Origin of the sequence: Candidatus Mycobacterium methanotrophicum (genome assembly GCF_023515995.1) — a bacterium.
Taxonomy (GTDB): Bacteria; Actinomycetota; Actinomycetes; order Mycobacteriales; family Mycobacteriaceae; genus Mycobacterium; species Mycobacterium methanotrophicum.
Genome location: NZ_CP097320.1, coordinates 741,215 through 765,732 on the forward strand (window position 1 = coordinate 741,215; position 24,518 = coordinate 765,732).

Here is a 24,518-nt window from a genome sequence, read left to right on the forward strand (position 1 = left end):
CGGTGCCCACAGATCGAGGAGAGCAATGTCGTCGCCAGAAGCGGTCGGACACAAACTGCCGCGTTCGGCTTCCGATCTGATGGGGGTCGCCGAGGATTTCGGCTATCGCGCCGACTCGGCCGATCTGCTGCGGGAGCTGCTGGTCACCGGTGCGATGTCGCTGAGGAACCCGGCCGGAATCTTCGCGGCGAACGTCCGGCTCCTCTGGGGCTCCGCAGGAGCCCTCGCAGCGGCGGCCGAGTTGGCTGTGGGCCGCGGCCCGGGCAAGGGACCGATCGCCGCCCCTCGCGGTGACCGGCGCTTCGCCGATCCGGCGTTTCAGGAGAACCCCGCCTACTTCCTGCTGGCGCAGCAATACCTGCTGTTCGGCCAGCTCGTCACCGAACTGCTCGACAGCGCGGGGGTCACCGGCAAGCGAGCAGCCAAGGCCCGCTTCGCGGCCAACTTCCTTCTCAGCGCGCTCGCCCCGACGAACACCCTGCTCGGCAATCCGGCCGCCGTGCGCGCGGCCTTCGACACCGGCGGCAAGAGCGTCGTGCGGGGCCTGGCGAACCTGCTGCACGACCTTCGCCACAACGGCGGCTGGCCGTCGCAGGTCGACAGAACCGGATTCGAGGTGGGCGTCAACATGGCCGCCACCCCCGGCAGCGTCGTCTACCGCAGCGATCTCATCGAGCTGATCCAGTATTCGCCACAGACCCCGGACGTCTACGCCGTTCCCCTGCTGTTTTGCCCGCCGTGGATCAACAAGTACTACATCATGGACCTCGCGCCGGGAAAGAGCCTCATCGAATGGGCGGTCCAGCACGGCCACACCTGTTTTGCGATCAGCTACCGGAACCCCGATAAGTCCATGAGCGATCTAGGATTTCGTGACTACTTGTTCGGCGGCCCGCTGGACGCGCTGCGGGTCGTCCGCGAGATCACCGGTACGCCGTCGGTCAATACGGTGTCGGTGTGCCTCGGCGGAACGCTCACCGCGCTGGGACTCGCGCACAACGCGGCCGTCGGCGACGACAGCGTCAACTCCGCGACGTTCCTCAACACCCACACCGACTTCACCGAGCCGGGTCTGCTCGGCGTGTTCACCGACGAGGCGACGGTGAACAAGCTGGAAAAGCACATGCGAAAGACCGGCTACCTGGACTCCTCGAACATGGCGCGAACCTTCAGCGCCTTGCGCCCCGACGACTTGGTGTTCCAGTATGTGGCGAACAACTGGTTGCTCGGCAAGAAGCCGCCGTCGTTCGACCTGTTGGCGTGGAACGCGGACTCGACCCGCATGCCGGCCCGGATGCATTCGGAGTATTTGCGCTCGTGTTACCTGCACAACGAGTTCGCCCGCGGCCAGTTCGAGGTCGACGGCACCCGGCTGGATCCCGGCCGGGTCGACGTCGACGCCTACGTCTTGTCGGCGGTCGACGACCACATCGTCCCGTGGACTTCGGCCTACAAGACCACGCAACTGCTGGGGGGCAAGAACAGGTTCGTGCTGAGCACCTCGGGCCACATCGCCGGAATCGTCAACCCGCCCAACCCGAAGGCCAAACACTGGGTCAATGACAGCCTTCCGGCCGACCCGCAGGAGTGGAAGGCCAACGCACAACTGGTTGACGGCACGTGGTGGCAGGATTGGACGGCCTGGATCGGTGAGCGGGGCGGCGAACGGGCCGCGGCCCCCGAGCAGTTGGGCAGCAGGGACCACCCGCCGATCCAACCGGCGCCGGGAAGCTACGTCCGGCCGACCGCGTGATCCACCACTGGGGGGGCGCCGAATCCGGCACGACGGTGCTGTCGGTTCGGGGCGTGCGCATCGCGGCCTCGATCACCGGCTCCGGTGATCCGGTGCTGTTGCTCAACGGCTTGTCCCGCCCGATGCAGAGCTGGACGCCGTTTCTTGAGGCCTTTCCCGGGCGAACGGTCATCAGCTACGACAGTCCGGGTGTGGGTGCGAGCCAGACGCCGCTGATTCCCTTCTCGATGCCGATGCTGGCGGACGTCGCGGTGCGGGTTCTCGACGAATTCGGAGTTGGCGCAGCGGATGTCGTCGGGTTCTCGTTCGGCGGGGCCGTCGCCCAACAGCTCGCGCTCGGCCACCCCGGCCGGGTGAACCGGCTGGTGCTGCTCGCCTCGGCATGCGGGGTCGGGGCAGTTCCCGGCGTGCCGCGGATCGGGCTTCTTTGCCGGCAATGGAAACCTGCGCCGAAATGGCTGGGCCTGCTCTGGCAGATCGCGGCGATCTCAAGCTGGACCAGTATCCCGGGTCTCGGCCGCATCAAGGCGCCTACGTTGGTCCTTTGCGGCGACGCCGATAAGCCCGTCCCCCCGGCGAACAGCCGGGTATTGGCGTCGCGGATCTCCGACGCCCGGCTGATCACCGTCCGCGGTGGCCACGATCTGCAAAAACCCGGCCCGGCAGCAGTTGTCGCCCGGCTGGTCGGCGAATTCCTCGACCGGCCGGCGCCGGCGGCGGCGAGCTGATCTTCGTCGCGAATGCGACTCAGCCGAAGGCCAGTGCCACGTCGTCGCCGGCCGGCGTAGGCGCCAGGCCGCGCTCGCCGACCGATTCGATCGCGACCGCGACCGCTTCGCTGGGCGCGATGACGGCGGGATCGATCCGAAGAATCGAGTAACCGGCGACCGCACCGGCGCCAAAGCCGGGAGCGAACACCCTGGTCGGCCGGGTGATCGTGGCGTCGACGACCGCATCGTGGATAGCCAGCGGAATGCTGGCCGACGACGCGTTCCCGACACGCTCGATGTTGAAGTAAAGGCGGTCGGCGCCGATGCCGGCGGCCGCAGCCAGGTCGATCACCATGGTCTTGTTCGCCTGATGCGGGACGATCAGATCGACGCTGGCCAGCAGCGATTTCGCGACGCCGTCGGGGTCGGGCAATGCGCTGATATCGTCGAGCATCTGGCGCAGATACCGGCCCGCCAGCGCCTTGACCTCGGGCCCGAAGACCGTGATGTGGTTGGCGAACGCGGGATTCGGCCACAAAATGGACTCCACCTGGCTGAGCGGGCCGCTGGCATAGGTTTGCATGTATTCGATGTCGGGCGGCGCGCCTTGCGGTTTGGGGGCCAGCACGATCGCCGACGCTCCGTCACCGAAGATCATCCGGGAGGGGCGCACGTTGCCGATCTTGTCCGAGAACTTCTCCGCGCACAGCAACAGCACCGGCCGCTTGACGGTTTGCAGCACTCGTGTCGCTTCGGCCAGCCCGTAGCTCAAACCGGCGCACGCGGCGACCAGATCGAACGAGCAGTGCGTCTGCTGGATACCCAACTGCCCGGAAACCCAGCACGCTATGGACGGGATGAGCCGGCTGCTGGTGCAGGTGCAGACGATGACCGCGCCGACGTCGGCGGGACCGACACCGGCGTGCGCCAGCGCGGCCCGGGCGGCGCGCAGCGAGATGTCTTCGAGGCTGTCCTGGGTGTAGCAGCGTTGCTCGATACCCGTCTTGTCGCTGATCTCCTGCGCCGTCATCGACGACCAGTTGTAGCCGCTGTTGCGAATGAGGTCGTCGTTGGTGCACACCAGCTCGCCGTGCACCGCGGCGATCGCCGTGATCTGCGGCTGGACCGCCAAGTCGCGGACTTTGATGGCCTCGTACGGCCGGGCGGGCGCGATCGGCTGCGGGGCCGCGGTCGTCGGCCTCGCCTTCGGCGCCGTCCCCGACCTGACGCGCGACACGAACCGGGCGACATCGGAGTCGCGCGGGCGGAAGACGACGACGTAATCGTCGTCACGCAGCTCGCTGACCGGTGTCAAGGTGGCGTGCTCGCGGTGCCACGGGTACTGGTTGTGCAGCACCATCGACCAGCGGTGCAGCGCCTCCAATTCGGGGATCTCCTCGTAGCAGTCGATGATCTCGGCGTAGCTGAAGCGGGGGAAGTCGGGATCGTATTCCTGCAGCCGTAGCGTCTGATTGGCCCGGTCAGAACACAACTCGGCGACCGTGGGAATGACGGCCGACAGTTTGGTGGCGTGGCTGCGACGATGGCTGAACACGTCGAAGAGAATTTTATAGATTCGGTCCTCGGTCTCCGCGTCCCACCGCGCGGCCAGTTTGGGATAGGTGTCCCGCACCGCCGAAACCTTGGTCTCCCGGTCCCGCCAAGGTGTCTGTATCGGCACGAACACGTCGTCGCGACGACGCGGCAGGTCGGCCCACCGGGTCGGTTGGACCTCGTACATGGTGATGACGAACCTGTTGGCCCAGAACAGGTTCAGCGCCATGTCGCGCATCAACCCGAACTTGGTCCGGTACCGCCCGGCCGCGATGCGATCGAAGATGTCGGTCCCCGTCGGCGCCTTGGCGCCGAAGTCGCGCTCGACGACGCCGTCCAGCTGCTGCAAGGTGTTGAGCGTCGAAAAGTCAAGCTCTGGAAAGCAATTGGCGGGAAAGACGATTTTACCGTGCCGGTTTACTTCCATGTCACGCATTGTCGCTCGCCTCCTCAGCAACGGGTGAAATCGTTATTACCGGAAAGCCGGCGGGCGGCGCGGAGGCGCTGCTGCAGAAGACAGATGTGCATACCGCCTTCGATTGGCCATACCTGCACCCTATAGGCGGCCGGCCACGAGACCACCGCTGGTGTTGCCCGTGCCAAAGCGGCGCCGAGCGTCGGCGCGATGAAAAAACCGCGGCTTGAGAAAGCGGTGCGAGGTGATTTCCAATGACCGCCGTGAACCCCGGACAAGACGCCGCGCGGAGGGTCACTGGCGACAAACTGCGCGGCCGGGCGTTCGCCGACGACTTATCGGACAGCAGCGCGCCATTATCACCGATACGGGTCTTCCGCAACAGCCCACGTGGCATACTCAACAAGAACCTCTACAAGGCGGCGGTGATCACGAGGTTGGCGATGGAGCAGGGACTGCTAAAGGCCCGCAAGGATCTTGAGTCGGTCTGGGAACGTTTCTTCCGCAATGTGGGATCGGGGCCCGTGCCAGACGTTGCTCGTTCTGTACGGCCGGAGGTGGCTGAGTCGTGGTCGCTGGCGCGTGTCGATCCCGGGATTAGAAGCGCGCCGACTCGGCCGGACGTCGACGTCTCGACGAGGTGGTGCGACTCCCGGCTGCGCCAACCCGTGGCGGATATCGCCGACGAGTTGCAGCGGATCACCGACGACGGGGAATTCGTCGTCGCGGTGACCGACGAATCTGCGACGATCTTGTGGACCAGCGGTTGCCGGGCGATGCGGCGCCGCGCCGAACGCATGAACTTCGAGCCCGGCGGCGACTGGGCTGAGCACGCGATCGGCACCAACGCGCTCGGCATGGCGTTGCGCACCGATCGACCGTCGACAGTGTTTTCGGCCGAGCACACGGTGGAGGGCCTGCACGACTGGGTGTGCTACAGCGCGCCAATCCACGATCCGTGCGGGCGACAGCTCGGGGCCGTCGACCTGTCCAGCACGTGGGACCGCGCCACCGGATTAGGGCTCGCCGCGGCGCGCCTGTTGGCCTCGGCGATCGAGGCCCGGCTTCGCGACACCTGCAACGGCGCCCAGGACGCAGCGGCCCGAGTGAGATTGTCGTGCCTGGGCCGAGCGGAGCTGCTGGTCGAGGGATCGCCGGTCCATGCCACGCTGCGGCAATTTGAGATTCTTGCCCTGCTGGCATTGCGCCCTGCCGGGTTGTCGCCGGGCGAGCTCGCGGCCGAAATCTACGGCGACCGACGTGTGGCTCCGGCGACGTTGAAAAGTGAAGTCAGCCACGTGCGTCGAGTCCTCGGCGGCCAGTTGGGCAGGCGCAGGTACGCGCTGCTCGAGCCGGTCAGGTGCGATGCTGTCAATGTTTTCGAGGCATTGTCTCGCGGTGATGTAGTAGGCGCGGCCGAACGCTACGGGGGCCCGTTGTTGCCCGAATCTGAGGCGCCCGGGATCCTCGAGGCGCGCGACCAGCTGGACGTCGCGGTCCGCGATGCGGTCCTCGGCAGCGATTCGTCGGCGGCCGCCTTGGCGTTGAGTGCGGCCAAGCGCTATGACTGCGAGCTCCACGAGCATGCGTTGCGGCTGCTCGCGCCGAGTGACAGTCGCCGACACCTGGTTATCGGCCGGCTGCGCGCGGCGGAAGGCTAGCGGCGTGGTCTCCAAATCGCAATCGCCATAACCAACGTTCCACCAACCATCATGAGTCATGCTGGTCACACCAATGGGTGCAACGTGGCCGCGGCCACATTCACATGGGAGCAAGGGCCTGATGAGTTACGGCGGAACCGGTGCTGAGGGCAGGTGTTGACTAATCGCGGCAACGTGATATGTTACATGAGTCGGCACGAAATGTGACTTGCGCCATAATCGCGAACGGGACTTGGTTCTAGTGGAATTTCGCGCCAGGGGCAGCACGCCAGCACTGTGGCCTACGCCCGCAGCTAGGGCTGGCACTGCACAACAGAATTACTAAAAGAATAAGGCAAGCCAACAATATAGAAACGCAACACCCAAGATAGAAACGCAACACCCAAGAAAGGAATCCCTATGACAGCGGTGTTACCCGGAAAGGTAACCGGACGGCCCGACGCGCCTCAGGCTAAAGTGAACGGCCAAGAGGTGCATTCGTGGTTGATGGACCTGGGCTGGGACGAAGACAAGCTTCGCGGCAAATACCCGTCGAAGTACACGTATGATCCGAAAGCGCACGAGCAGTACAAGCTCATCGTGCGTGACTATGCCCGGATGGAGGCGGAGAAAGACGGTCGCCAGTACGGCAGCCTGCTGGACAGCCTGTCGAGGTTGAATGCGCCGACGCGGGTGGAGCCGCGCTGGGCGGAGATGATGAAGATGCTCTCGGTGACGCTCGAGCTCGGCGAGTACACCGCGATCGCCGGTTCGGCTATCTTGGCGGACACCACCCGCTCGCCGGAGCTGCGCAACGGCTATCTCAACCAGGTTGAGGACGAGGTCCGCCACACCATTCAAACTCACTACTTGGCCAAGTATTACGCCGGTCAGTACTACGACCCGGCCGGGTTCACCGACATGCGGAAGAACCGGTACATCAGCCCGCTGTATCAGGCTGGTGCGCAGGGATTCGGCGAGAGCTTCGCCGCCGGCGACCCGGTGTATTGCTCACTGAACCTGCAGCTGGTGGGTGAGGCCTGCTTCACCAACCCGATGATCGTGGCGGTCACCGAGTGGGGCGCTGCCAACGGCGACGAGATCACCCCGACGATCTACCTCTCGGTGCAGTCCGACGAGTTGCGTCACATGGCCAACGGGTACCAGACCGTGGTGTCGCTGGCTCACGACGACAACAACAGGAAGTACATGCAGCAGGACCTGGAGGACGCGTTCTGGCTGCAGCACCGGTTCATTTCGCCGGTCGTCGGGCTTGGCTTCGAGTACGGTTCGGTGAACAAGCTTGAGCCGTGGGCCAAGGTGTGGGACCGCTGGGTGTATGAAGACTGGGGCGGCATTTGGATGGGTCGGATGGAGAAGTTCGGCCTGAACTCGCCGGCCAACCTCGGCGAAGCCAAGCGGCAGGCCTACTGGGGCCATCACTCCGTCTTCGCTGCGGGCTACGCGATCTGGCCGCTGATGGGCTTCCGGATGGACCCGCCCAATGCCCGCGACATGGACTGGCATGAAGAGAACTACCCAGGATGGCACAACAAGATCGGCACCATGTGGGAGTCGTGGCGTGACATGGGTCTGGCTGACCCTTCGAGCCACAAGTTGCCCGGACAGGTACTCAGTGACAGCGGCAAGAACGTGTACTTCTGCCGGGTCTGCCAGGTGCCGTGCGTGCTGCCCACGCTTGAGGAGGGGATCAAGGAGACTCGTATCCTCGAGTACAACGGTCACAAGCACGCGCTGTGCTCCAAGTGGTGCGAGCGGATGTACCTCCGGGAGCCCGAACGCTTCCAGGGCCAAAACCTCTTCGAGAAGTTCGATGGTTGGAACGTCGCCGATGTAGTGCTGGCGGCGGGGGCGGTGCGTGCTGACGGCAAGACGCTGACTGCGCAGCCGCACCTCAACAGTGACCGGATGTGGACGATCGACGATCTGCGGGCCTGCAACGCCGTGATCCGTGACCCGCTCACAGCCGGTAAGTGGCTCGAAACGGTTTAACGAGACGCAGGTGGGTCGGCCTGCCCCGTTTTTTGGGGCAGGCCGCTCACTGTGGGCAGCCGTGATCATCTCACCGGAACAGCTGCGCTACGCCTTCTGCGACAAGCGCAGCGTCAACACGAAACTAGTTAGCGAGGACAAATGACAACCACCGAGACAGCAGGCACCGAACATCTGCGTAACGTCCGGCCATTTCTGAACCCTGCCTACGACATCGATCGGGCGCCGATCGATACGCAACGGACCAACCAGTATTACGCGAACCCGTTCCGCAAGCGGATTTCCGAGTACGAAATGTTGATGCTGTATTCACAGCCGGGTCCGGACTGGATTTCCGGTGGCCTGAACACGGGCGGGTTCTGCAACAACTACTCCGGTGGCCGCCAGATGTGGGAGAACTACGGCACCGAAGCGAAAACCATTGACTGGTTCGCATTTCGCGACCCGAACGGGCGCAACACTCCGGAATTCGCGGCGCAAAAAGCTCAGGAGAACGAGGCCGCCATCAACACTATGGCGGCCTACGCCAACCAGGGCATGTACAAGGACATGGACCTGGAGTGGGCGTTGGAAATTCTGCCCACCTATTTCGGTGCCTTGGCGCATGACCAGTATGGGGTTTTCGGTTCGCTGATTGCGCCGGCGCGCGACGTGCTCGCCGACATGCTTCGTGGCGCCGTCATCCTCTGCGCCTTCGACCACCTGGACAACGCCGAAACGATTCAAGCCGAAAAGGTGTTTTTGTCGAAGAACATCCAAGGGTTCGAGGCAGACGTGGCGCCGGCGAAGCAGTGCTGGATGTCTGATCCGGTATACCGCACGGACCGCGCTGTCGTCGAACGACTGTGGGGCGACACCTGGGACAATATCGAGACGATTTTCGCGCTTTTGATGATCCATGAACCGCTTTTCGGCCGTTTCAGCCGCCAACAGTTCTTTCACCGGCTCGCGCCGCTTCACGGCGACCAGATAACGCCGGCGATTCTGTGGAGCAATATCGTCGCGATAGAGATGGACGGCAAATGGGCCATAGAGTTGTTCGGCCGCTGCTTGGGTCAGGATCCCAAGTACGGTGACTACAACCGCAAGCTGATGCGACTGTGGGCCCGCGATTGGCTGGCCCAGTCGGTGGCCGCTATGCGCGATTTCGCTCCGATGTTCGGCCGCACCCATATATTGCACGGAGCCGGTGGTGCGGGCGCAGCGGAGGAAGCCGCGTACTCCGTTATCGGCGACTGGGCACGCAAGTACGCACCGTTGTTCGAGCTGGAGGTGGACGTCGACAAGCTCGTCAAAAGCGTTCGCGCAGGGTACCGGAACTCGAAGTGACGGAGCGGCTGCCGACTTCAGGCGAGCATCGAATCACTGGACTATCGATCAATTCTCTTCTCTGGAGGTAAAAAAGCATGGCATCGACAACTGTGGGCAAGCACACAGGTGCCCAAACATACACGTCAGCGGAACGCGCGGCGAGGCAGAAAGACCCGAAAGGGCTGCAAGACAGGATGATCGGGTCCGGTGCCGATAAGCCGGTGGTCGCGTCCGATCGGGTGGTGCTGGCCTTGATGAAGACTTTCGAAACTACGACCGTGGTTGAGGAACTCTTGGAGGAATACGCTGACGTCGACACATTCATCGTGGAAGACGTAGGCCCGTACTATCGGCTCGAAAACTCGGGCAGTATCGAGATCGACACGGAAGTGATGGAGCCGCTTATCGGCCACCACTACGATGTCTTCGATCTGATGGTCAATGTTTCGACCACGGTCGGTCGTGCCTACAACGACGGCAACACGTTCATCATCACCACGGAGCTGATGGGCCTCGACAAACCGCTGCCGCGGTACCGCGACGATGGAAGCGCTTACGCTGCAAAGCCGAACTAGCGCGTTGCAGCAGTGAATTTGCGTCACGTGAAGGATTCCGGCGCGCAGCTGTGATCGGTAGGTCGGCTGCTGGGAGTGGTGCGGGAGCTACAGGCTCCCCCGCCACTCCTAGCGGCGAGAGAGGGGTCGCTCGTGGACGGTATTGAACGCATCGTTCTCGAAGACGGAGACTACGTCGTGGTCGTGGTCGAAGACGAGCCATTCTGGGTGTGGACCATATATTGCGGCGACGACGAAGTGTATAGCGGTTGCTCTATTTCCGAACAATCGGCATGTTCGTCGTCTATGGCCATATTTCGCTACCTGCGAGGTCGGTTGTGACCATATTGCCGGACAGCGAAGGGCTCGCGGGAAGGGAGGTGCTATGAGTTATAACGTGAAACTGTTTTTCGACGATGACCACGAGGCCGAGATCACCTGCGAGGCGGACGAGGACATCATCACCGCCGCGTTGCGTCAAGGTCTGATTTTGATGAGCGAATGCCGGGAGGGGGTGTGCGCTACCTGCAAATGCTTCCTCGCGGACGGCGAATACGGCGCCTTGTTGCCGCATTCGGTGTACGCGCTGACACCCAGCGACGAGGAAGAGGGATTTGTGCTGGGCTGTCGGCTTCGTCCCACCTCGGATCTGGAGCTCGAGTTCGACTACCCGTTCACGATGGTGCAGCAGTACGTGGAGACCGAACGGCGCGGCAGGCTTTTAGAGGTCGCGATGGTGTCGGAGACGGTCGCCAGGGTCGTCGTTCAGACGATGGGAGCCCAAGACGTGCTGCGCTACCTGCCCGGGCAGTTCGTTCGGCTGACGCTAGAAAACGGTGTGAGCCGGGACTTTTCGATGGCCAACGTGTGTGACGACTCGAGGCAGCTGGAGTTCTATATTCGAGTCTATCCAGACGGGAAGTTCTCCAGTTATATCAGTCGCGACGCATGTGTGGGCGAAGCCATCAACGTGCACGGGCCCCTGGGGTCGTTCATCCTTCGCGGCAACGATCACACTCCGGTGTTCATTGTCGGCGGCACTGGTCTGGCGCCGGTGCTGGCGATGCTGCGCGATATGGCTGCTAACCAGCCCGACCGGCATGCGGTGTTGATATTCGGCAACACCAATGTCGGTGACGTGTTCGGCGTGGAGCTACTCGAGGGGCTGGGTAAGCAACTGCCCAACCTCAAGGTGCTCTACGGCGTGATCAATCCCGACGAATCGTGGACTGGCGACGTCGGCACCGCAACAGCAGTCGCCGAAAGATTCATTTCGGCGACTGATCGGTCGCAGTTCGAGTACTACTATTGTGGGCCGCCGAAAATGATCGAAGCAACAACCGAAATGCTCGAAGCGGCAGGGGTGGCCCGCGAACTGCGCCACCACGAAGACTTCGTGCCCAGTAAATTGGAGGAAAGCAATGGCTGAATTGAGAAAAACGAGCGGGCGGAGGCGCGCGCGGGCCGAGGCGGTGCCGGAGGGTGCCGCGTGGCGGACGGAACAGACAATGTACGGCGACACCGAGTTGCGCAACAAGTGGGCGGAACAGGCCGACCGGTTGTCGGACTTGGGCGACGCGGTGAAGGTGCTCGCTAAATGGCGGGCCGACCACTGGGGTTTCTACGACCAGGACGCGCTTTGGGTCGAGAACCGTCTGGAAAAGCGTGTCGCGGTCCTGAGGTTGGCGTCGATGTCGGACGATGAGTTTCGCACGCGGACCCTTTTCGGCGAGGATGCAGCCGCGGTGTGCGCGGACGCGCTGAAGCGGGCCACTGCCGCCGGTTCGGACTTCAAGGAGATCGAACGCGTCAACGACGAGTTCCGCAAGAAGTACAAGCCGCCGATGATGCCGACGAACCTGTTCATGCCGACCGAGCGAAAAATCGCCGAACTGCTGCAGAAAAACCGCATGATCGACTTCAGCGCGATGACGGAAGCCGAGTTTCGCGCGATGCGCGGTGTCGTAGTCCAGTCGGGTTAATCGACGAACAGAGGTTCGATAATCGATTTGGTGGTGCTTCATGAGGTTGGCCTCGGCGGGTCGTCGCGTAACAGCGCGAGGCCCGTCGAGGCCAACTTGATTGAGCCACGCCTTGCCGGCGATGCGTCTCGTTGGGCGACACTGGCCTGCACACCGGGGAACAGCCGTTGGGCTCGAAGAGCTTCCCCGGGTTCGGTGGCACGGGCCACAGGCCGCTCTCGGTGGGATTTGGCTACCGCGCAAGCCTTCTGAGGTGTCTACCCCCCCGGTCGTTGTTTCCAAAATACGCCGTAGATGGCCCGCGAGAGGGCTTTGGGCGGGCATCCCCGCCCCTTCGTTCGTCACCTCGAACCGCGAACCCCCAGCGCCCCCCTCGGCACGCTGAGATTATGACCCGCCCACACGTCCAACTGCGGACTCGCGCCGGCTGCACCACCGGTGATCTGGTGCACGGGGCAGCTGAAGAAACTGGCTGGCGAACTCGGGCTTGGACCTGTCGGCCACCGACGCCGACGACGCCGCGGCCGCCGGCAACACCGGCTTGCGCGCCGAATCGGCGACCGGGTCGTGGTCTTGGTCGACGGAATCGAGACAACAGCTACTGGGGGATCCCGACCAGCCCCGAGTACGCAAAGACTTGGGGGAGGCCCGGGTGACGACTCCGCAGATTTGGCGCCTGTCCGCCGAGGACCGCAGTTAGGTCACTGGGCGATAGCAAGGTGCCGTGCGCGTCCTGCTGTTCGGAGCGTCGCATCCCCCGCAGCGCGCCGGGTTCCGTTCTGGAACAGCTTCAGCACCGGCGAGTCCGACCAGGTCAAGATCGTCGACAAATGGCGCAGTCGCCGTCGCCGCCAGTCACCCGAGGCGATGGTGCGCTGTCTGCCGCCAAACTCGTTGGTGCGCAAGAAAATATCGTTGGCGATGCCGTCGAGTTTCTGCTGCTCCTCGCCTTGGACATCGACGGTGCCCCGCCTGACCGATAACGCCGGAGAGAGCACCCCGACGCGATGCCCTGTGTGACAGGGTTAGGTGAGACAACAGCAGTATAAGCCACTCTTGGGTAGGACGGCCCTCGGCACGGGCACGGCGCTGCCAGATCCGGGTAGGCGCGTCCGGCCGCAGTACTGCGCGTCGGACGGCTCTTTTTGCAGCGGCCACGTCGAGCGCACGGCGGACCGGTCCCGCCACATCAAACTTCGATGCCAGGCGCAGCAACTCCGCTGGTGCCGCGTCACGTCGGCGCAGGGCAAACACCACATTGGACAAGGCCTTTGAGTAGCCACCGATTCGGCGCGGGCTCCACTTGGTGTTGTCGATCGTCCGGCTCCTGTGACGGGATTGTCGGGTTGCGGGATCCCTAACGCGCCAGGCGCGCCACGGATTCGGAGTCCGTGACGAGTACGCTCTTGCTCTCCAACCGGATCCAGCCGCGGTGGGCGAAGGCGGCCAGCGCCTTGTTCACGCTCTGCCGCGATGCCCCGACCAGCTGGGCGATCTTGTCTTGGGTCAGCTCGTGGGTGACGCGCAGCGCGCCGCCCTCCTGGCTGCCGAACCGCCGCGCGAGCTGCAGCAGCTGCTTGGCGATCCAGGCGCGCAGCGCGTCGCGGTCCATCGACACCGCGCGAACCTCGCTGATCGTGGTCGCACCGGTCGCGCGCGGCCCTGGGTCGAAGATCGACACGGGTAGCGCGCTGGGCTCGACTCCCTGAAAAATCGCAGACCGGGCCAGAATTGCGTCTACGTTGCCCGCTGGGCAACTCGGCGCAGCAACCACTAAGCTAAGCCGCCGCAATCAGCGGTCGGCGATCCGGTGCTAACGTCGCGGCCATCACAACCGACGTCGCTTTGTAAGCCACAGACGAATGTGAGCGGGATCGCAAAGGCACTGGGAGAGTGAACATTACGATTCCTTACTGACTTAGGGTCATCGATAGGTCTGAAGAGACCTGTCCGCGGCCATGTGCGCGGGAGCGAATTCGGCGCCGGACCACATTGTGGGCGCGACGCTGCATCGCCAGCTAACCGGCGGCGAGTCGTTGTTTGAGGTTGCCCAGCTCCCGTCGTAGGGCGTCGGGAAGTTTGTTGCCACCGATGGTTGCGTACCACGTATCGATCGATTCGATCTCGGTTGCCCACTCGGTCGGGTCGACCTTAAGCGCGGCAAGGACTTTCGTGTCGTCGTATGCGGCGCTGTCGAATCCGTCGAGGTCGAGGTCGTCGAAGTAAGGGATGTCGCCGATCGGCGTCCGGAGAGCGTCGACGCCGCCGTCGATGCGTTGCAGTGCCCATTTGAGTATCCGGGTGTTTTCGCCGAAGCCTGGCCACAGGAACGAGCCGTCGTCGCCGCGGCGGAACCAGTTGACGTAGAAGATTTTCGGCAATAAGTCCGGGTTGGCGTTCGCGCCGATGTCGAGCCAGTGCTGAAAATAGTCGCCGACGTGGTAGCCGATGAACGGCAGCATCGCCATCGGGTCGCGGCGTACGACGCCGACCGTGCCGGTGGTGGCGGCGGTGGTTTCCGAGGACAGGGTGGAGGCCAGGAACACCCCGTGTTGCCAGTTGAAGGCTTGGGTGACCAGCGGGATGGTGCTGGCGCGCCGACCGCCGAAGAAGATCGCCGAGATTGGTACGCCGGCCGGATCATTCCATTCGGGCGCCACAGTGGGGCATTGCTGGATCGGGGTGCAGTAGCGGGAGTTGGGATGCGCGGCGGGCTCGCCCGAGTCCGGGGTCCAGTCGCGCCGTTTCCAGTCGGTGAGATGACGGGGTGGGTCTTCGGTCATGCCTTCCCACCAGATGTCGCCGTCGTCGGTGAGGGCGACGTTGGTGAAGATCGAGTTCCCGCGTTCGATGGTGGCCATCGCGTGCGGGTTGGTGCGCGCGCTGGTGCCGGGGGCGACGCCGAAAAATCCGGCTTCGGGGTTGGTGGCATACAGCCGGCCGTCGTCGCCGAATCGCATCCAGGCGATGTCGTCGCCGATGGTTTGCGCGGTCCACCCGTCGAGGGTGGGATGCAGCATCGCGAGGTTGGTCTTGCCGCACGAGGAGGGGAAGGCGGCGGCGATGTAGTGCACCTCGCGCTGCGGGTTGGTGAGTTTGAGGATGAGCATGTGCTCGGCCAGCCAGCCCTCGTCGCGGGCCATCTTCGAGGCGATGCGCAGCGAGTAGCATTTCTTGCCCAGCAGGGCGTTGCCGCCGTAGCCGGAGCCGTAGCTCCAGATCGTGCGTTCGTCGGGAAAGTGGGAGATGTACTTGGTGTGGTCGCACGGCCACGCCACGTCGGCCTGCCCGGGATGCAGCGGCGCGCCTACCGAGTGCAGGCAGCGGACAAACTCGGCGTCGGCGAGTTGCTCCCACACCGGGGTGCCCGAGCGCGTCATGATCTGCATGGAGACCGCCACGTATTCCGAATCGGTGACCTGCACCCCGTACTTGGGTTCGGCGGCATCCAGCGGTCCCATGCAGAATGCGATCACATACATGGTGCGCCCGGTCATCGCGCCGCGATACTCCTCGGTCATCACGGTTTTCATGTCGACCGGGTCCATCCAGTTGTTGGTGGGCCCGGCGTCGGACTCCTGCTGCGAGCAGATGAAGGTGCGGTCTTCGACACGCGCCACATCCTCGGGGTCCGACGTGCACCAGAACGAGTTGGGCTTGCGTGGTAGCCGCACGAAGGTGCCCTTATCCACCAGAAGTGTTGTCAGACGCCGCCATTCGTCGTCGCTGCCGTCACACCACACCACCGCGTCGGGTGTGGTCAGGTCGGCCACGGTGTGGACCCAGTCGATGACCGCGGGGTTGGTTGTTGGGGCGCTGGCGTGCGCGCTCACGGTGGCTGTCATGAAATCTCCTCCGGTGTTATCGGTGTTATCGGTGAGGGTTTGCGATACGTGGTGGGCGATGGCGCTGGCCAGCCGCGGGCCATTCGGCTCCGTCGAGGCGGGTGACCCCAGACCCACCTGATGCATTGAATTTAGAAATTATGCAAGTAGCAGCAGAAGCGCCTGCCGCCGTCGTTTCGGCCGACATCAGCCGGTGGCTTCGGCGATCACCGCGGGCAGGTCTTCGAGGAGTTCCGCCTGGCCGGCGACGACTCCGGTGAGGATGGCCCGCGCCACAGCCAGCAGTTCGGCGACCCGTGGCGAGGTCAGCGTGTAGGACACCGACAGCCCTTCCCGCCGGGCGGTCACCAAACCGGCGCGCCGTAGCACAGCCAACTGTTGTGACAGGTTGGCGGGCTCGACACCGACCTCGGGCAGCATCTCCGACACCGCGTATTCACGGTCGCTGAGCAGCTCGAGTATGCGGATGCGAGCGGGATGGCCAAGCGTTTTGAAAAAGTCCGCCTTCATCTGATACAGCGGCTGGCGCGACTTGGCCACGATGCCCTCCCAACTGACAACAAACACTATGTTTGTTACTTGCGAATTTTAGCAAATAACTACGTCAATTGGAATGGTGTCGCTGTTCACAGGTCGTTGCCGGCGTAGGACAGGTTGAAGCTCTTGTTGGTCAACGGGAAATCGGGGACGATCGTATCGGCCATCGCGACCGGCAGCGCCGGCCAGTTGAACCAGGACGGGTCAACGATCTTAGCGCGGGTGATACGCGAATCTGCGGCGACCTCGACGCGGTGCACGATGGTGCCGCGCCAGCCTTCGACGATGCCGACACCGCTGCGCGGGCCACCAACCGCCGGTGTCGGTGTGCTGTGTTCGGTGGCGCCGGTGTGCGATTCGACCAGGTGGCCGGCCAACGCGGCGGAGGCGGCGAATTCGTCGCGCCGGACCGTGTAGCGGGCCAGCACGTCGCCCGCCGACTGGGTGATCTCGGTGACGGGCAGCGCGACGAAGGGGTGCTCGAGTCGGGCGTCGGTGCGAATGCCGCTTGCCCGGGCGACATATCCCAGGCAGCCCATGGCACAGGCGTCGTCGTTGCGCAGGACGGCGGTGCCGGTGAAGCGGTCGTAAACGACGCTGTTACCCAGTGTCAGCTCGGCAACCTCGGCGAGGTCGGCGGCGATGGAGCGCAGCTGCCCCGCGTCGGGGAGCGTATGCAGCGTGACGCCGCCCGGGCGGATGGCCCCGCGCAGCAGCCGGTGCCCGGTGACAGCGGCGTTGACGCGCAGTAGTTGTTCGCGGATGCGTTGGGCGTGCGCGTTGGCCAGGGCGAATCCCACGTCGTTGGCAAGGGCGCCGAGATCGGTGGCGTGGTTGTAGAGCCGTTCGAGTTCGACCAGCAGGGCCCGCAGCCGGTGCACATGGTCGGGCACCTCGATTCCGAGGGCGTCTTCGACGGCGAGGCTGTGCGCAAGAGCGTGCGCGGCGGAGGTGTCACCGCTGACCCGTTCGGCGAGATCGACTGCGCCGCCGGCGATGCGGCCGTGAAAAAGTCGCTCGAGACCGCGGTGCACGAACCACAACCGTGCCTTGACCCGCAGCACGGTTTCGCCGACGACGGAGAACCGAAAGTGGCCGGATTCGATCAGCCCGGCGTGCACCGGGCCGACCGGGATCTCATACACCCCGGCGCCCTCGACGGTGAGGAACGGGAAGTGACCGGTCGCCGCGAATTCGGGCGCCGGGCCCGCGTCGATACGCATGGGATGCCAGCCTTCGGGCCAGTGCGCGTGGCGGACCAGGCGGCGCGGCCGGGGATGACCGATCGGGCGGATGCCGTACAGGTCGAGCATTTCGCGCTCGAAGCGGCCGGCCGGGAACGACAGATACGCCAGCGACGGTAGCGACGGATCATCGGCGGGGAGAACGCGTTCGAGCTCGACACGGCGGTCGGGCCAGCCGGCGAGGAACAGATAGACGACCCGCAACCTGTCTCCGTCATCGTGGGCTGCGACCAGTGCCAGCCGGAAACCGCTGGCCGTGAGTTCTTCGGCCCTGTCGGGCAGTTCGTCGGCCGACACCCGCTGCCGCGACCATTCCGACGTCATCGCAGGGCTCCGATCTGGCTTGCGGCGGCGCTGAACAGGTCGGTGAACGGGCCGGCGGTGACACCGAGGACGATCGAGGCGGCGACGCCGACGAGCAGGGCCGCGGTGATGGGGGGCGCCGCGGCGGCCGCAGGGCCGAGCAGCAGACGGCCAGCGTTGCGCACCAGCGCGGTGAAAGCGATGGCGATCAGCAGCATCGCGGCGCCAAGGACCCAGGCCAGCCGGGCATCAGCCAGCGCGCGGGCGATGGCCAGCTCGCTGGCAAACATCGCGAACGGCGGCAGGCCCAGCAGGACGATCAGCCCGACGGCGAACGACCCGCCGATCAGGCGTGAGCGTTGCACGACGCCGGTGATGTCGGCGATGGCGGTGGAGCCGTGTGCGGACTGCAGTTGTCCGCCGGCCAGGAACAGCACCGTCTTGCCGATGCCGTGCGCCAGGACGTGCAGCAGCAGCGCCGCGATCGCCAGCGTGGTCCCGGCCGCCGCCGCGATTGCGATCAACCCCATGTTCTCCATCGACGAGTACGCCAGCATCCGTTTAACATCGCCGGTCACGGTCAGCATGAGCGCAGCGACCAGCAGCGTGGCCAACCCGACCGTGAGCAGCCCGGCGCGCAGAAATGTGGGGCCGGCGGCGGCGTCGATGATCGGTTTGATGCGGATCAGCACCGACATCGCCACCGACAGCAACACCCCGCTCATCAGCGCCGAGACCGGGGCTGGCGCCTGGCTGTGCGCGTCGGCCAGCCAGGTGTGAAAGGGCGCCAGCCCGGCCTTGGCGCCGTAGCCGATCAGCAGCAGACCGCACGCGAGCCGGGTGACCGCCGGATCGAGGGTGTGTGCGTAGGCGGTGAGTACGTCGAGGTTCAGTGCGTGCGCGGTCGGCGCGCCGGCGTGGCGTGCGGCGAAGTACAGCAGCACGGTGCCCAGGAAGGCGATCGCGATGCCGACCGAGCAGATGATGACGTATTTCCAGGTCGCTTCCAGCGCGGTGCGGGTGCGGCGGTGCCCGACCAGGAAGGCGGTGATGACCGTGGTGGCCTCGATGGCCACCCAGATCACGCCGATGTTGTTGGCACACACCGCCAGGACCATCGCGGCGAGGAACGCTGGTGTCAATGTCCCGTACAGCCTGGCGCCGGCGGCGTCGGTGTGGCCGTGGGCGCATTCGGCATCGATGTAGCCGATGCTGGCCCAGGTGGCCAGCGTGCCGACAACCCCGATGACAATGAGCATGGTGACCGACAGGGCGTCGACCCGCAGCAGGCCACCCAGCGCGAAGTACTGGCGCGACCCGACGGTGAACCCGAGCGCTGCACCGCAGCCGAGCACCGTGGTCGCCGAGAGCACGGTCACTGAGCTGGTGAGGCGGCGCCACCCGAGCGCCGACGCGGCGCCCGCCGCGGCCAGCGGCGCGAGCACCGCGGCCAGTAACAGTCCTGTCATCAGTCGCGTAGCTCCTGTAGTTGGTCCAGGTCGGCGCCGCCGAAGGTGCGTCGCAGCCGGCCGGTGAGCACTCCGATGACGATCACCGCGAACAGCACGTCCAGCGACGCCCCGAGTTCGACGATCAGCGGCACACCGGCGGTCAGCAGAAACGCCGTCGCGGCGATCCTGTTGTCGAGCATCAGAAATCCCGCCGCCTGAGACACGGCGTGCCGGCGGGTCGTCATCACGAACAGGGCGACGAGAATGACCCCGAGCCCGGCCGGGACCGCGTTGGTGGTGGCGCTGGGTTCTAGGTTCGCTATCGGCTGGCTGACCGCGAACGCGACGACGGTCAGCGCCGCGGCGATCAGCAGCGAGGTAGCCGTGTTGATCAGCGGTGTCGCGTCGCGTTGGTCGCGTTGCTGGGCGCCCACAGCGCGGGCCAGCAGCCGCGGCAAAACAATGGCGCGCAGCACGAGTACGGCGGTGCCCACGACCATCAACGCGGCGTCGTCGTCGTGCACACCACGAACGAGCGGAATTGCGGCGAGCGCAACGCCTTGCCAGGCAAGAAGCCCAAACATGGCCGGTAGGTCGCGCCGCCACACGATCAGCACCGCCGCCAGCACGAGGCCGCCCGCGGCGAAATCGATCAGGATCGCAAACTTCGCGTCGCTCATCGCTGTCCCTTTAGGCCCGCGTGGTGAAGAAGTTGGCCACCGTCACCGCGAGCAGGGCAAGCAGAAACGACCCGGCGAGCAGCTCGGGCACGCGGAACAGCCGGAGCTTGGCGATGAACACCTCGGCGCCGGCCAGCGTCACCGCCGGCACGGTTACCTTGGCGGTGATCGCCAAGAGCCCGATCACGATGTCAAGCGCGCTCGGATGGCCGCCGGCGATCCCCCATGGGAGGAACAGATTGGCCAGCAGTGCCAGCAGCACCGCGAGCCGCATCCCCGATGCCCATTCGACCAGCGCCAGGCGCGGACCGGCGTACTCGAGGACCATCGCCTCGTGCACCATCGTCAACTCCAGGTGCGTGGCCGGGTTGTCGACGGGTAGCCGGCCGGTCTCGGCGATGATCACGATCACCAACGCGACGAACGCCAGCAAGCCGGTCAGCGACACCACCTGCCCGGGGTGATCGACGGTGTTGGTCACCAGTGCACCGAGATTCGCCGAGCCGGCGGGAATGGACAATGCGAACACGGCGAGCAGGATCGTCGGCTCGACCAGTGCCGCGATGGTGATCTCGCGGCTGGCGCCCATGCCGCCGAACGAGGTACCGGTGTCGATGCCAGCGAGGGTCAACGCGACGGTGCCCACAAACAGCAGGCCGACGACGGCGAACAGGTCGGCAGCAGCATCCAGCGGGGACCCGGTCGCGACGATCGGCGCGACCGCGACGATGAGCAGCGTCGTCCCGGCGACAATCGCCGGCGCGGCGGCGAACACCACCGTGGTGCCCCGCGGGGTGATTTGCTGTTTACCGAGCTGTTTACGCAGATCGCGCCAAGGTTGCAGCACACCACCGCCGGCGCGCCCCTCCAGCCGTGCCCGCACTTGGCGCATCGCGCCGATCACCAACGGCGCGCCGGCCATCACCGCGCCGATCTGCGCGGCCCCCGCGACGTAGGACATCACATTCACCGGGCCACCACCAGCACGACCAGCACGACCAGCATGCCGTAGGCGAGATAGAGGTGCACGCTGCCGGTGTGGGCGCGCCTTACCAGCGCAGCGGCCGCGGCTACCGCCCCGACGACCGGGGCGTAGAGCCGTTCCTCGATCGCGTCGGCGATCCGGGTCCGGTAGGTGACGGCCTCGGCCAGGTACCGCGATTCGGTGAGATGGGTGACTTCGATGTCGGTGTCCGGGCGCAGCACGTCATCGAACACGCGCTGCAGCGGTTCGGCGAACGACGTTGCGGTGTATTGCATCCGTGGGGTGAGTTCGGCTGCGCCACATGCCCACAACGGCAACGTCACCGAATCCGGGCGCCGCCGCGACTGCCAACGCGCCAGGCCGACCGCGGCCAGCACGGCGGCAGCCAGGGCCGCGGCGATCACGCCCGGCGCGATCGAGCCGTGCACCCCTGGCAGCCGCAGCACAGCGCCAAAGTCAGTGAACACCACTGCGCGGGACGCGGGCAGCTCCGTGAGCACCCGCCGCAACGTGGACCCGACGACCAGCGGCGCCACCGCCACCACGACGCAGCCGGTCGCCGCGAGCGCCATCCCGGCGAGCATGCTGGCCGGCGCCTCCCGCGCATCGGCAGCCGGCTGCGAGCGCGGGCGGGCCAGGAACCCGATGCCGAACGCTTTCACCATCGCCGCCACGCCGAGTCCTGCGGTGAGCGCGACCGCCCCAACCGCCAGCGGCGCCGCCAAGGCCACGACCGTGTTGTGCCGCGGTGCGGCGTGAATCAACGACTGGACTAGCAGCCACTCGCTGACGAAACCTGCGCCCAGCGGCAACCCGGATGCGCCGAGCGCGGCCACCCCGAACAGGGCCGTGGTCGCGGGCATCCGCCGAGCCAGCCCCCCGAGTCGGTCCAGATCGCGCAACCCGGTCGCGGCCAGCACTGATCCGGCCGTGAGGAATCCCAGGCTCTTGAAGGCCGCGTGCCCGATCAGGTGCAGCAGCGCCGCGGTCATCGCGATCGTCGCCGCCGAGCGGGCGCCCGAATCCGCGAGCAGCGTTGCCGCCCCCAGTGCGAGGGTGATCAGCCCCATGTTCTCGGTGGTCGAATAGGCAAGCAGCCGTTTGAGATCCGTCGCCACCGACGCCTGCAGCACTCCGTACACCGCGGACACGCCTCCTGCGACCAGCAGCGTGATGCCCCACCAGCGCGGACCTGGGCCGAGCAGCTGCAGATCGAACCGGACAATGCCGTAGACGCCCAGGTTGACCATCGCCGCGCTCATCAACGCCGACACCGGACTCGGCGCCTCCGGGTGCGCCCGCGGCAGCCACGCATGCAACGGCAACAGACCCGCCTTCGAGCCGAACCCGGCTATCGTCAGGACGAACACCGCGGTCCGTGCACCGCCGCTCACCCGCGTCAGGTCCGCGAAGCGCCCGCCGCCGCCCGCCGCCGACAACACCATCAACCCGATCAGGATCGCGACGAAGCCGAGCTGGGTCATCACCGCATAGAACAGGCCCGCCGAGCGAACCTCTGGCCGGGTGTGTTCGGCCAGCACCAGCACCAGGGAGGCGATCGCCATCAACTCCCACCCGAACAGAAACGTGGTGACCGAGCCGGCGGCGGGCACCAACGGCATCGCCGCAACGAACAGCGGCAACACCGCCAGCGAAACTCGGCCCAGATGCTCACGCCGGGCATAGCCGATGAAATAGAAGCCGACCGGAACCGCGACCGCGCCGGTCAACGCCATGAAGAACCCACCGACCGGATCGAGGTCAAGCTGCACCCCGGACAACGGAAGCAGCCAGCCGATATGCACCTGTTGCTGCGCGCCGAACACCGCCGCGATCCCGCACACCGCCCCGCCAATTCCGAGGCCCGACGCGGTCAAGCCGGCCAGACGTGAATCGATGACGTTGCGGCGCGACGCTTTTGGCGCTTCCAACGCAGCGCCCGTGAGTGTCGCCGTCATTTCCCTGTTACCGAGCGCAGAGCGTCCACGATCTGCGAGGGGGTCGGTGGGCAACCCGCGATCTCGACATCGACGGGCACAATCTCACCCACCGCGCCGGCCACGCCATACCCATCCTTGAACACACCACGGTTGATTGCACAATCACCGCACGCGATCACCGCACGCGGCTGTGGCGTCGCCGCGAGCGTATTACGAAGCGGCTCAACCATATTCCGGGTCACGACCCCGGTCACCAACAACGCGTCCGCATGCCGGGGAGATGCGACCAACCGCGCCCCGAACCGTTCCGCGTCATACACCGGCCCGAACGCACCGGATATCTCAACCTCACAACCGTTGCACGAGCCGGCATCGACATGACGAACCTGCAGTGAACCCCGCACTCCCGCAGGCGGTTCCATCACCGACTCCGGCGCATTATGAGCCCGCTCGACGACACGGCCGACGCGCACGATCTTGCTCATCCAGCCCATACCGCTACCGGCCAACCGCAGAGCCGGCAGCGCGCAGGTGCTCCAGCACCGCGACCCGGTCGCTGAGCATCCCGGTCAACACCTTGCGCCCGACCGACAGCAACTCCGCGATGTCGGGCGACGCGATCGAATAAATCACCGAGTTACCGTCCTTGCTCGCCACGACCATACCCGCCCTTCGTAGCACCCCCAGCTGCTGAGACAGATTCGATGATTCCAGGCCCACCTGGGGCACCAGTTCACCCACCGACCAGTCCCGCACCGACAGCAACTCCAGGATCCTGATCCGTGCCGGATGCGCCAGAGTCTTGAAGAACTCCGCTTTCAGCTCGTACAACGGCTCCGACACCACGCATCTCCCGACCAGTTCGATTTCCACCGATCCACCTAGTTTAATAAACTATCAAATAGTGAATACGCTAGAGCCAGACATCCTCAATTGCGATTATAAGCAATTAAGCATCTTGTTAGAATGACGTGGATGGCCTGGGAAAACGCCGATGACGCCGCATCCCGATCCATCGGAACGTGGAGAGGCCGGGTTCCCAGCCCGCCGTCGGTGGGGATCATCGGGGTCTCACGCCATGCGCCCAGCAGCAGAGCAACTCGGTTGAGGCGACCTGCTCCGGGAAGCCGGCTGCCAGCCAGGCAGTGCGGGCGATGTTGCCGGCCTGCGGGCCGATCGCGTCGACGCAGCCGAAAATGACATCGTCGATCTTCGTCGGGCCTAATTGATTGTGCTCGAGCAGCTGCGTGATCACCCCGGCACCGAGGTCGGCGGGGTGCACCCCGCAGAGCGCGCCCCCTTCTTGCCCACCGCGGTGCGAACGGCGTCAACGATGTACGCCTCCGGCATCGAACACCCTCCTCCATCGACGGGAAACTGGCTCGGGCCGCCACCTTGCAGCACAGGAGTCGCTGAGGTCCGGTGAACGCAGCTACCTACACGCGAAGCCAAGCAAGTGCCTGGTCAAGACCAACACTGCGGATTCCCGCCCGACTTCTGGGGAACGCCGCGAGGGACGGGCTCCGGTGAGTCGGCTATATTTGTAATTGCTAACATTCGCAATTAATCGACCAACCGATGGCGGTGGAACTCGGCCCCGC

19 protein-coding genes and 3 pseudogenes are annotated in these 24,518 nt (G+C 65.2%); 10 read left to right on the forward strand and 12 right to left on the reverse strand.

Annotated features, from left to right (window positions below; all coding sequences use genetic code 11):
* The first annotated feature begins 25 nt into the window (after positions 1–25).
* Positions 26–1,753 (forward strand): PHA/PHB synthase family protein, encoded by a 1,728-nt coding sequence (locus M5I08_RS04085; RefSeq protein ID WP_219068552.1) that lies wholly within the window; start codon positions 26–28, stop codon positions 1,751–1,753.
* Positions 1,750–2,481, forward strand: a complete 732-nt coding sequence (locus M5I08_RS04090; protein WP_219068554.1) for an alpha/beta fold hydrolase — start codon at positions 1,750–1,752, stop codon at positions 2,479–2,481. Before M5I08_RS04085 ends, M5I08_RS04090 begins: the two co-directional genes overlap by 4 nt.
* A gap of 19 nt (positions 2,482–2,500) precedes the next feature.
* On the opposite strand, the gene M5I08_RS04095 is transcribed toward M5I08_RS04090, so the two are convergent.
* Complete coding sequence (locus tag M5I08_RS04095) at positions 2,501–4,444, reverse strand: 3-oxoacyl-[acyl-carrier-protein] synthase III C-terminal domain-containing protein (protein ID WP_370328571.1); 1,944 nt, start codon at positions 4,442–4,444, stop codon at positions 2,501–2,503.
* Positions 4,445–4,686: 242 nt separating this feature from the next.
* On the opposite strand from M5I08_RS04095, the gene M5I08_RS04100 reads away from it, so the two are divergent.
* The 8 genes and pseudogenes from M5I08_RS04100 to M5I08_RS26550 all read left to right on the forward strand — a co-directional run.
* Positions 4,687–6,093 carry a sigma-54-dependent transcriptional regulator family protein gene (locus tag M5I08_RS04100; RefSeq protein WP_249763112.1) on the forward strand — a complete coding sequence of 469 codons (1,407 nt, stop codon included), beginning with the start codon at positions 4,687–4,689 and terminating at the stop codon, positions 6,091–6,093.
* Positions 6,094–6,492: 399 nt separating this feature from the next.
* Complete coding sequence (locus tag M5I08_RS04105; RefSeq protein WP_219069719.1) at positions 6,493–8,085, forward strand: ferritin family protein; 1,593 nt, start codon at positions 6,493–6,495, stop codon at positions 8,083–8,085.
* 141 nt (positions 8,086–8,226) lie between these two features.
* A complete protein-coding gene (locus M5I08_RS04110) occupies positions 8,227–9,414 on the forward strand; it encodes a ferritin family protein (protein ID WP_219069717.1) in 1,188 nt (395 codons plus the stop codon).
* A gap of 77 nt (positions 9,415–9,491) precedes the next feature.
* Entirely contained in the window at positions 9,492–9,971 is a 480-nt protein-coding gene (locus tag M5I08_RS04115) for an MmoB/DmpM family protein (RefSeq protein ID WP_219069715.1), read from the forward strand.
* Between the two features lie 364 nt (positions 9,972–10,335).
* Entirely contained in the window at positions 10,336–11,379 is a 1,044-nt protein-coding gene (locus M5I08_RS04120) for a 2Fe-2S iron-sulfur cluster binding domain-containing protein (protein ID WP_219069713.1), read from the forward strand.
* 139 nt (positions 11,380–11,518) lie between these two features.
* Positions 11,519–11,932, forward strand: coding sequence for a methane monooxygenase (locus tag M5I08_RS04125; RefSeq protein ID WP_249763113.1), 414 nt, complete (start codon positions 11,519–11,521; stop codon positions 11,930–11,932).
* 487 nt (positions 11,933–12,419) lie between these two features.
* A complete protein-coding gene (locus M5I08_RS04130; RefSeq protein WP_219069709.1) occupies positions 12,420–12,632 on the forward strand; it encodes a hypothetical protein in 213 nt (70 codons plus the stop codon).
* Between the two features lie 24 nt (positions 12,633–12,656).
* A pseudogene (locus tag M5I08_RS26550) lies at positions 12,657–12,763 on the forward strand (hypothetical protein); the annotation flags it as partial.
* A 526-nt stretch (positions 12,764–13,289) separates the two neighbouring features.
* On the opposite strand, the pseudogene M5I08_RS04140 reads toward M5I08_RS26550, so the two are convergent.
* From M5I08_RS04140 to M5I08_RS04190, 11 genes and pseudogenes are all read right to left on the reverse strand, one after another.
* Positions 13,290–13,613, reverse strand: a pseudogene (locus M5I08_RS04140) (Crp/Fnr family transcriptional regulator); the annotation flags it as partial.
* 337 nt (positions 13,614–13,950) lie between these two features.
* Complete coding sequence (locus M5I08_RS04145) at positions 13,951–15,777, reverse strand: phosphoenolpyruvate carboxykinase (GTP) (RefSeq protein WP_219069703.1); 1,827 nt, start codon at positions 15,775–15,777, stop codon at positions 13,951–13,953.
* Between the two features lie 186 nt (positions 15,778–15,963).
* Positions 15,964–16,320 (reverse strand): ArsR/SmtB family transcription factor, encoded by a 357-nt coding sequence (locus M5I08_RS04150; protein ID WP_219069729.1) that lies wholly within the window; start codon positions 16,318–16,320, stop codon positions 15,964–15,966.
* An 83-nt stretch (positions 16,321–16,403) separates the two neighbouring features.
* The gene (locus M5I08_RS04155; protein ID WP_219069702.1) at positions 16,404–17,882 is read right to left on the reverse strand and encodes a hydrogenase large subunit; all 1,479 of its coding nucleotides are present in this window, start codon (positions 17,880–17,882) and stop codon (positions 16,404–16,406) included.
* Complete coding sequence (locus M5I08_RS04160) at positions 17,879–19,330, reverse strand: proton-conducting transporter transmembrane domain-containing protein (protein WP_219069699.1); 1,452 nt, start codon at positions 19,328–19,330, stop codon at positions 17,879–17,881. The genes M5I08_RS04155 and M5I08_RS04160 overlap by 4 nt, the downstream gene beginning before the upstream one ends.
* Positions 19,330–19,992, reverse strand: coding sequence for a hypothetical protein (locus M5I08_RS04165; RefSeq protein ID WP_219069698.1), 663 nt, complete (start codon positions 19,990–19,992; stop codon positions 19,330–19,332). The genes M5I08_RS04160 and M5I08_RS04165 overlap by 1 nt, the downstream gene beginning before the upstream one ends.
* A 10-nt stretch (positions 19,993–20,002) precedes the next feature.
* A complete protein-coding gene (locus M5I08_RS04170) occupies positions 20,003–20,953 on the reverse strand; it encodes a respiratory chain complex I subunit 1 family protein (RefSeq protein WP_219069727.1) in 951 nt (316 codons plus the stop codon).
* 5 nt (positions 20,954–20,958) lie between these two features.
* A complete protein-coding gene (locus tag M5I08_RS04175; RefSeq protein ID WP_219069696.1) occupies positions 20,959–22,935 on the reverse strand; it encodes a proton-conducting transporter transmembrane domain-containing protein in 1,977 nt (658 codons plus the stop codon).
* Positions 22,932–23,411 (reverse strand): NADH-quinone oxidoreductase subunit B family protein, encoded by a 480-nt coding sequence (locus tag M5I08_RS04180; protein ID WP_219069725.1) that lies wholly within the window; start codon positions 23,409–23,411, stop codon positions 22,932–22,934. Before M5I08_RS04180 ends, M5I08_RS04175 begins: the two co-directional genes overlap by 4 nt.
* A gap of 4 nt (positions 23,412–23,415) precedes the next feature.
* Entirely contained in the window at positions 23,416–23,763 is a 348-nt protein-coding gene (locus tag M5I08_RS04185) for an ArsR/SmtB family transcription factor (RefSeq protein WP_219069723.1), read from the reverse strand.
* A 265-nt stretch (positions 23,764–24,028) separates the two neighbouring features.
* Positions 24,029–24,267 (reverse strand): annotated as a pseudogene (locus M5I08_RS04190) (thiolase family protein); the annotation flags it as partial.
* Positions 24,268–24,518: the final 251 nt, after the last annotated feature.

What these genes read in the sequence shown, in the direction of transcription:
- M5I08_RS04155 (WP_219069702.1), bottom strand. Translation starts at nt 17,882, where the DNA reads ATGACGTCGGAATGGTCGCGGCAGCGGGTGTCGGCCGACGAACTGCCC.
- M5I08_RS04145 (WP_219069703.1), bottom strand. Translation starts at nt 15,777, where the DNA reads ATGACAGCCACCGTGAGCGCGCACGCCAGCGCCCCAACAACCAACCCC.
- M5I08_RS04170 (WP_219069727.1), bottom strand. Translation starts at nt 20,953, where the DNA reads ATGTCCTACGTCGCGGGGGCCGCGCAGATCGGCGCGGTGATGGCCGGC.
- M5I08_RS04120 (WP_219069713.1), top strand. Translation starts at nt 10,336, where the DNA reads ATGAGTTATAACGTGAAACTGTTTTTCGACGATGACCACGAGGCCGAG.
- M5I08_RS04085 (WP_219068552.1), top strand. Translation starts at nt 26, where the DNA reads ATGTCGTCGCCAGAAGCGGTCGGACACAAACTGCCGCGTTCGGCTTCC.
- M5I08_RS04160 (WP_219069699.1), bottom strand. Translation starts at nt 19,330, where the DNA reads ATGACAGGACTGTTACTGGCCGCGGTGCTCGCGCCGCTGGCCGCGGCG.
- M5I08_RS04095 (WP_370328571.1), bottom strand. Translation starts at nt 4,444, where the DNA reads ATGGAAGTAAACCGGCACGGTAAAATCGTCTTTCCCGCCAATTGCTTT.
- M5I08_RS04100 (WP_249763112.1), top strand. Translation starts at nt 4,687, where the DNA reads ATGACCGCCGTGAACCCCGGACAAGACGCCGCGCGGAGGGTCACTGGC.
- M5I08_RS04110 (WP_219069717.1), top strand. Translation starts at nt 8,227, where the DNA reads ATGACAACCACCGAGACAGCAGGCACCGAACATCTGCGTAACGTCCGG.
- M5I08_RS04115 (WP_219069715.1), top strand. Translation starts at nt 9,492, where the DNA reads ATGGCATCGACAACTGTGGGCAAGCACACAGGTGCCCAAACATACACG.
- M5I08_RS04180 (WP_219069725.1), bottom strand. Translation starts at nt 23,411, where the DNA reads ATGGGCTGGATGAGCAAGATCGTGCGCGTCGGCCGTGTCGTCGAGCGG.
- M5I08_RS04175 (WP_219069696.1), bottom strand. Translation starts at nt 22,935, where the DNA reads ATGACGGCGACACTCACGGGCGCTGCGTTGGAAGCGCCAAAAGCGTCG.
- M5I08_RS04165 (WP_219069698.1), bottom strand. Translation starts at nt 19,992, where the DNA reads ATGAGCGACGCGAAGTTTGCGATCCTGATCGATTTCGCCGCGGGCGGC.
- M5I08_RS04105 (WP_219069719.1), top strand. Translation starts at nt 6,493, where the DNA reads ATGACAGCGGTGTTACCCGGAAAGGTAACCGGACGGCCCGACGCGCCT.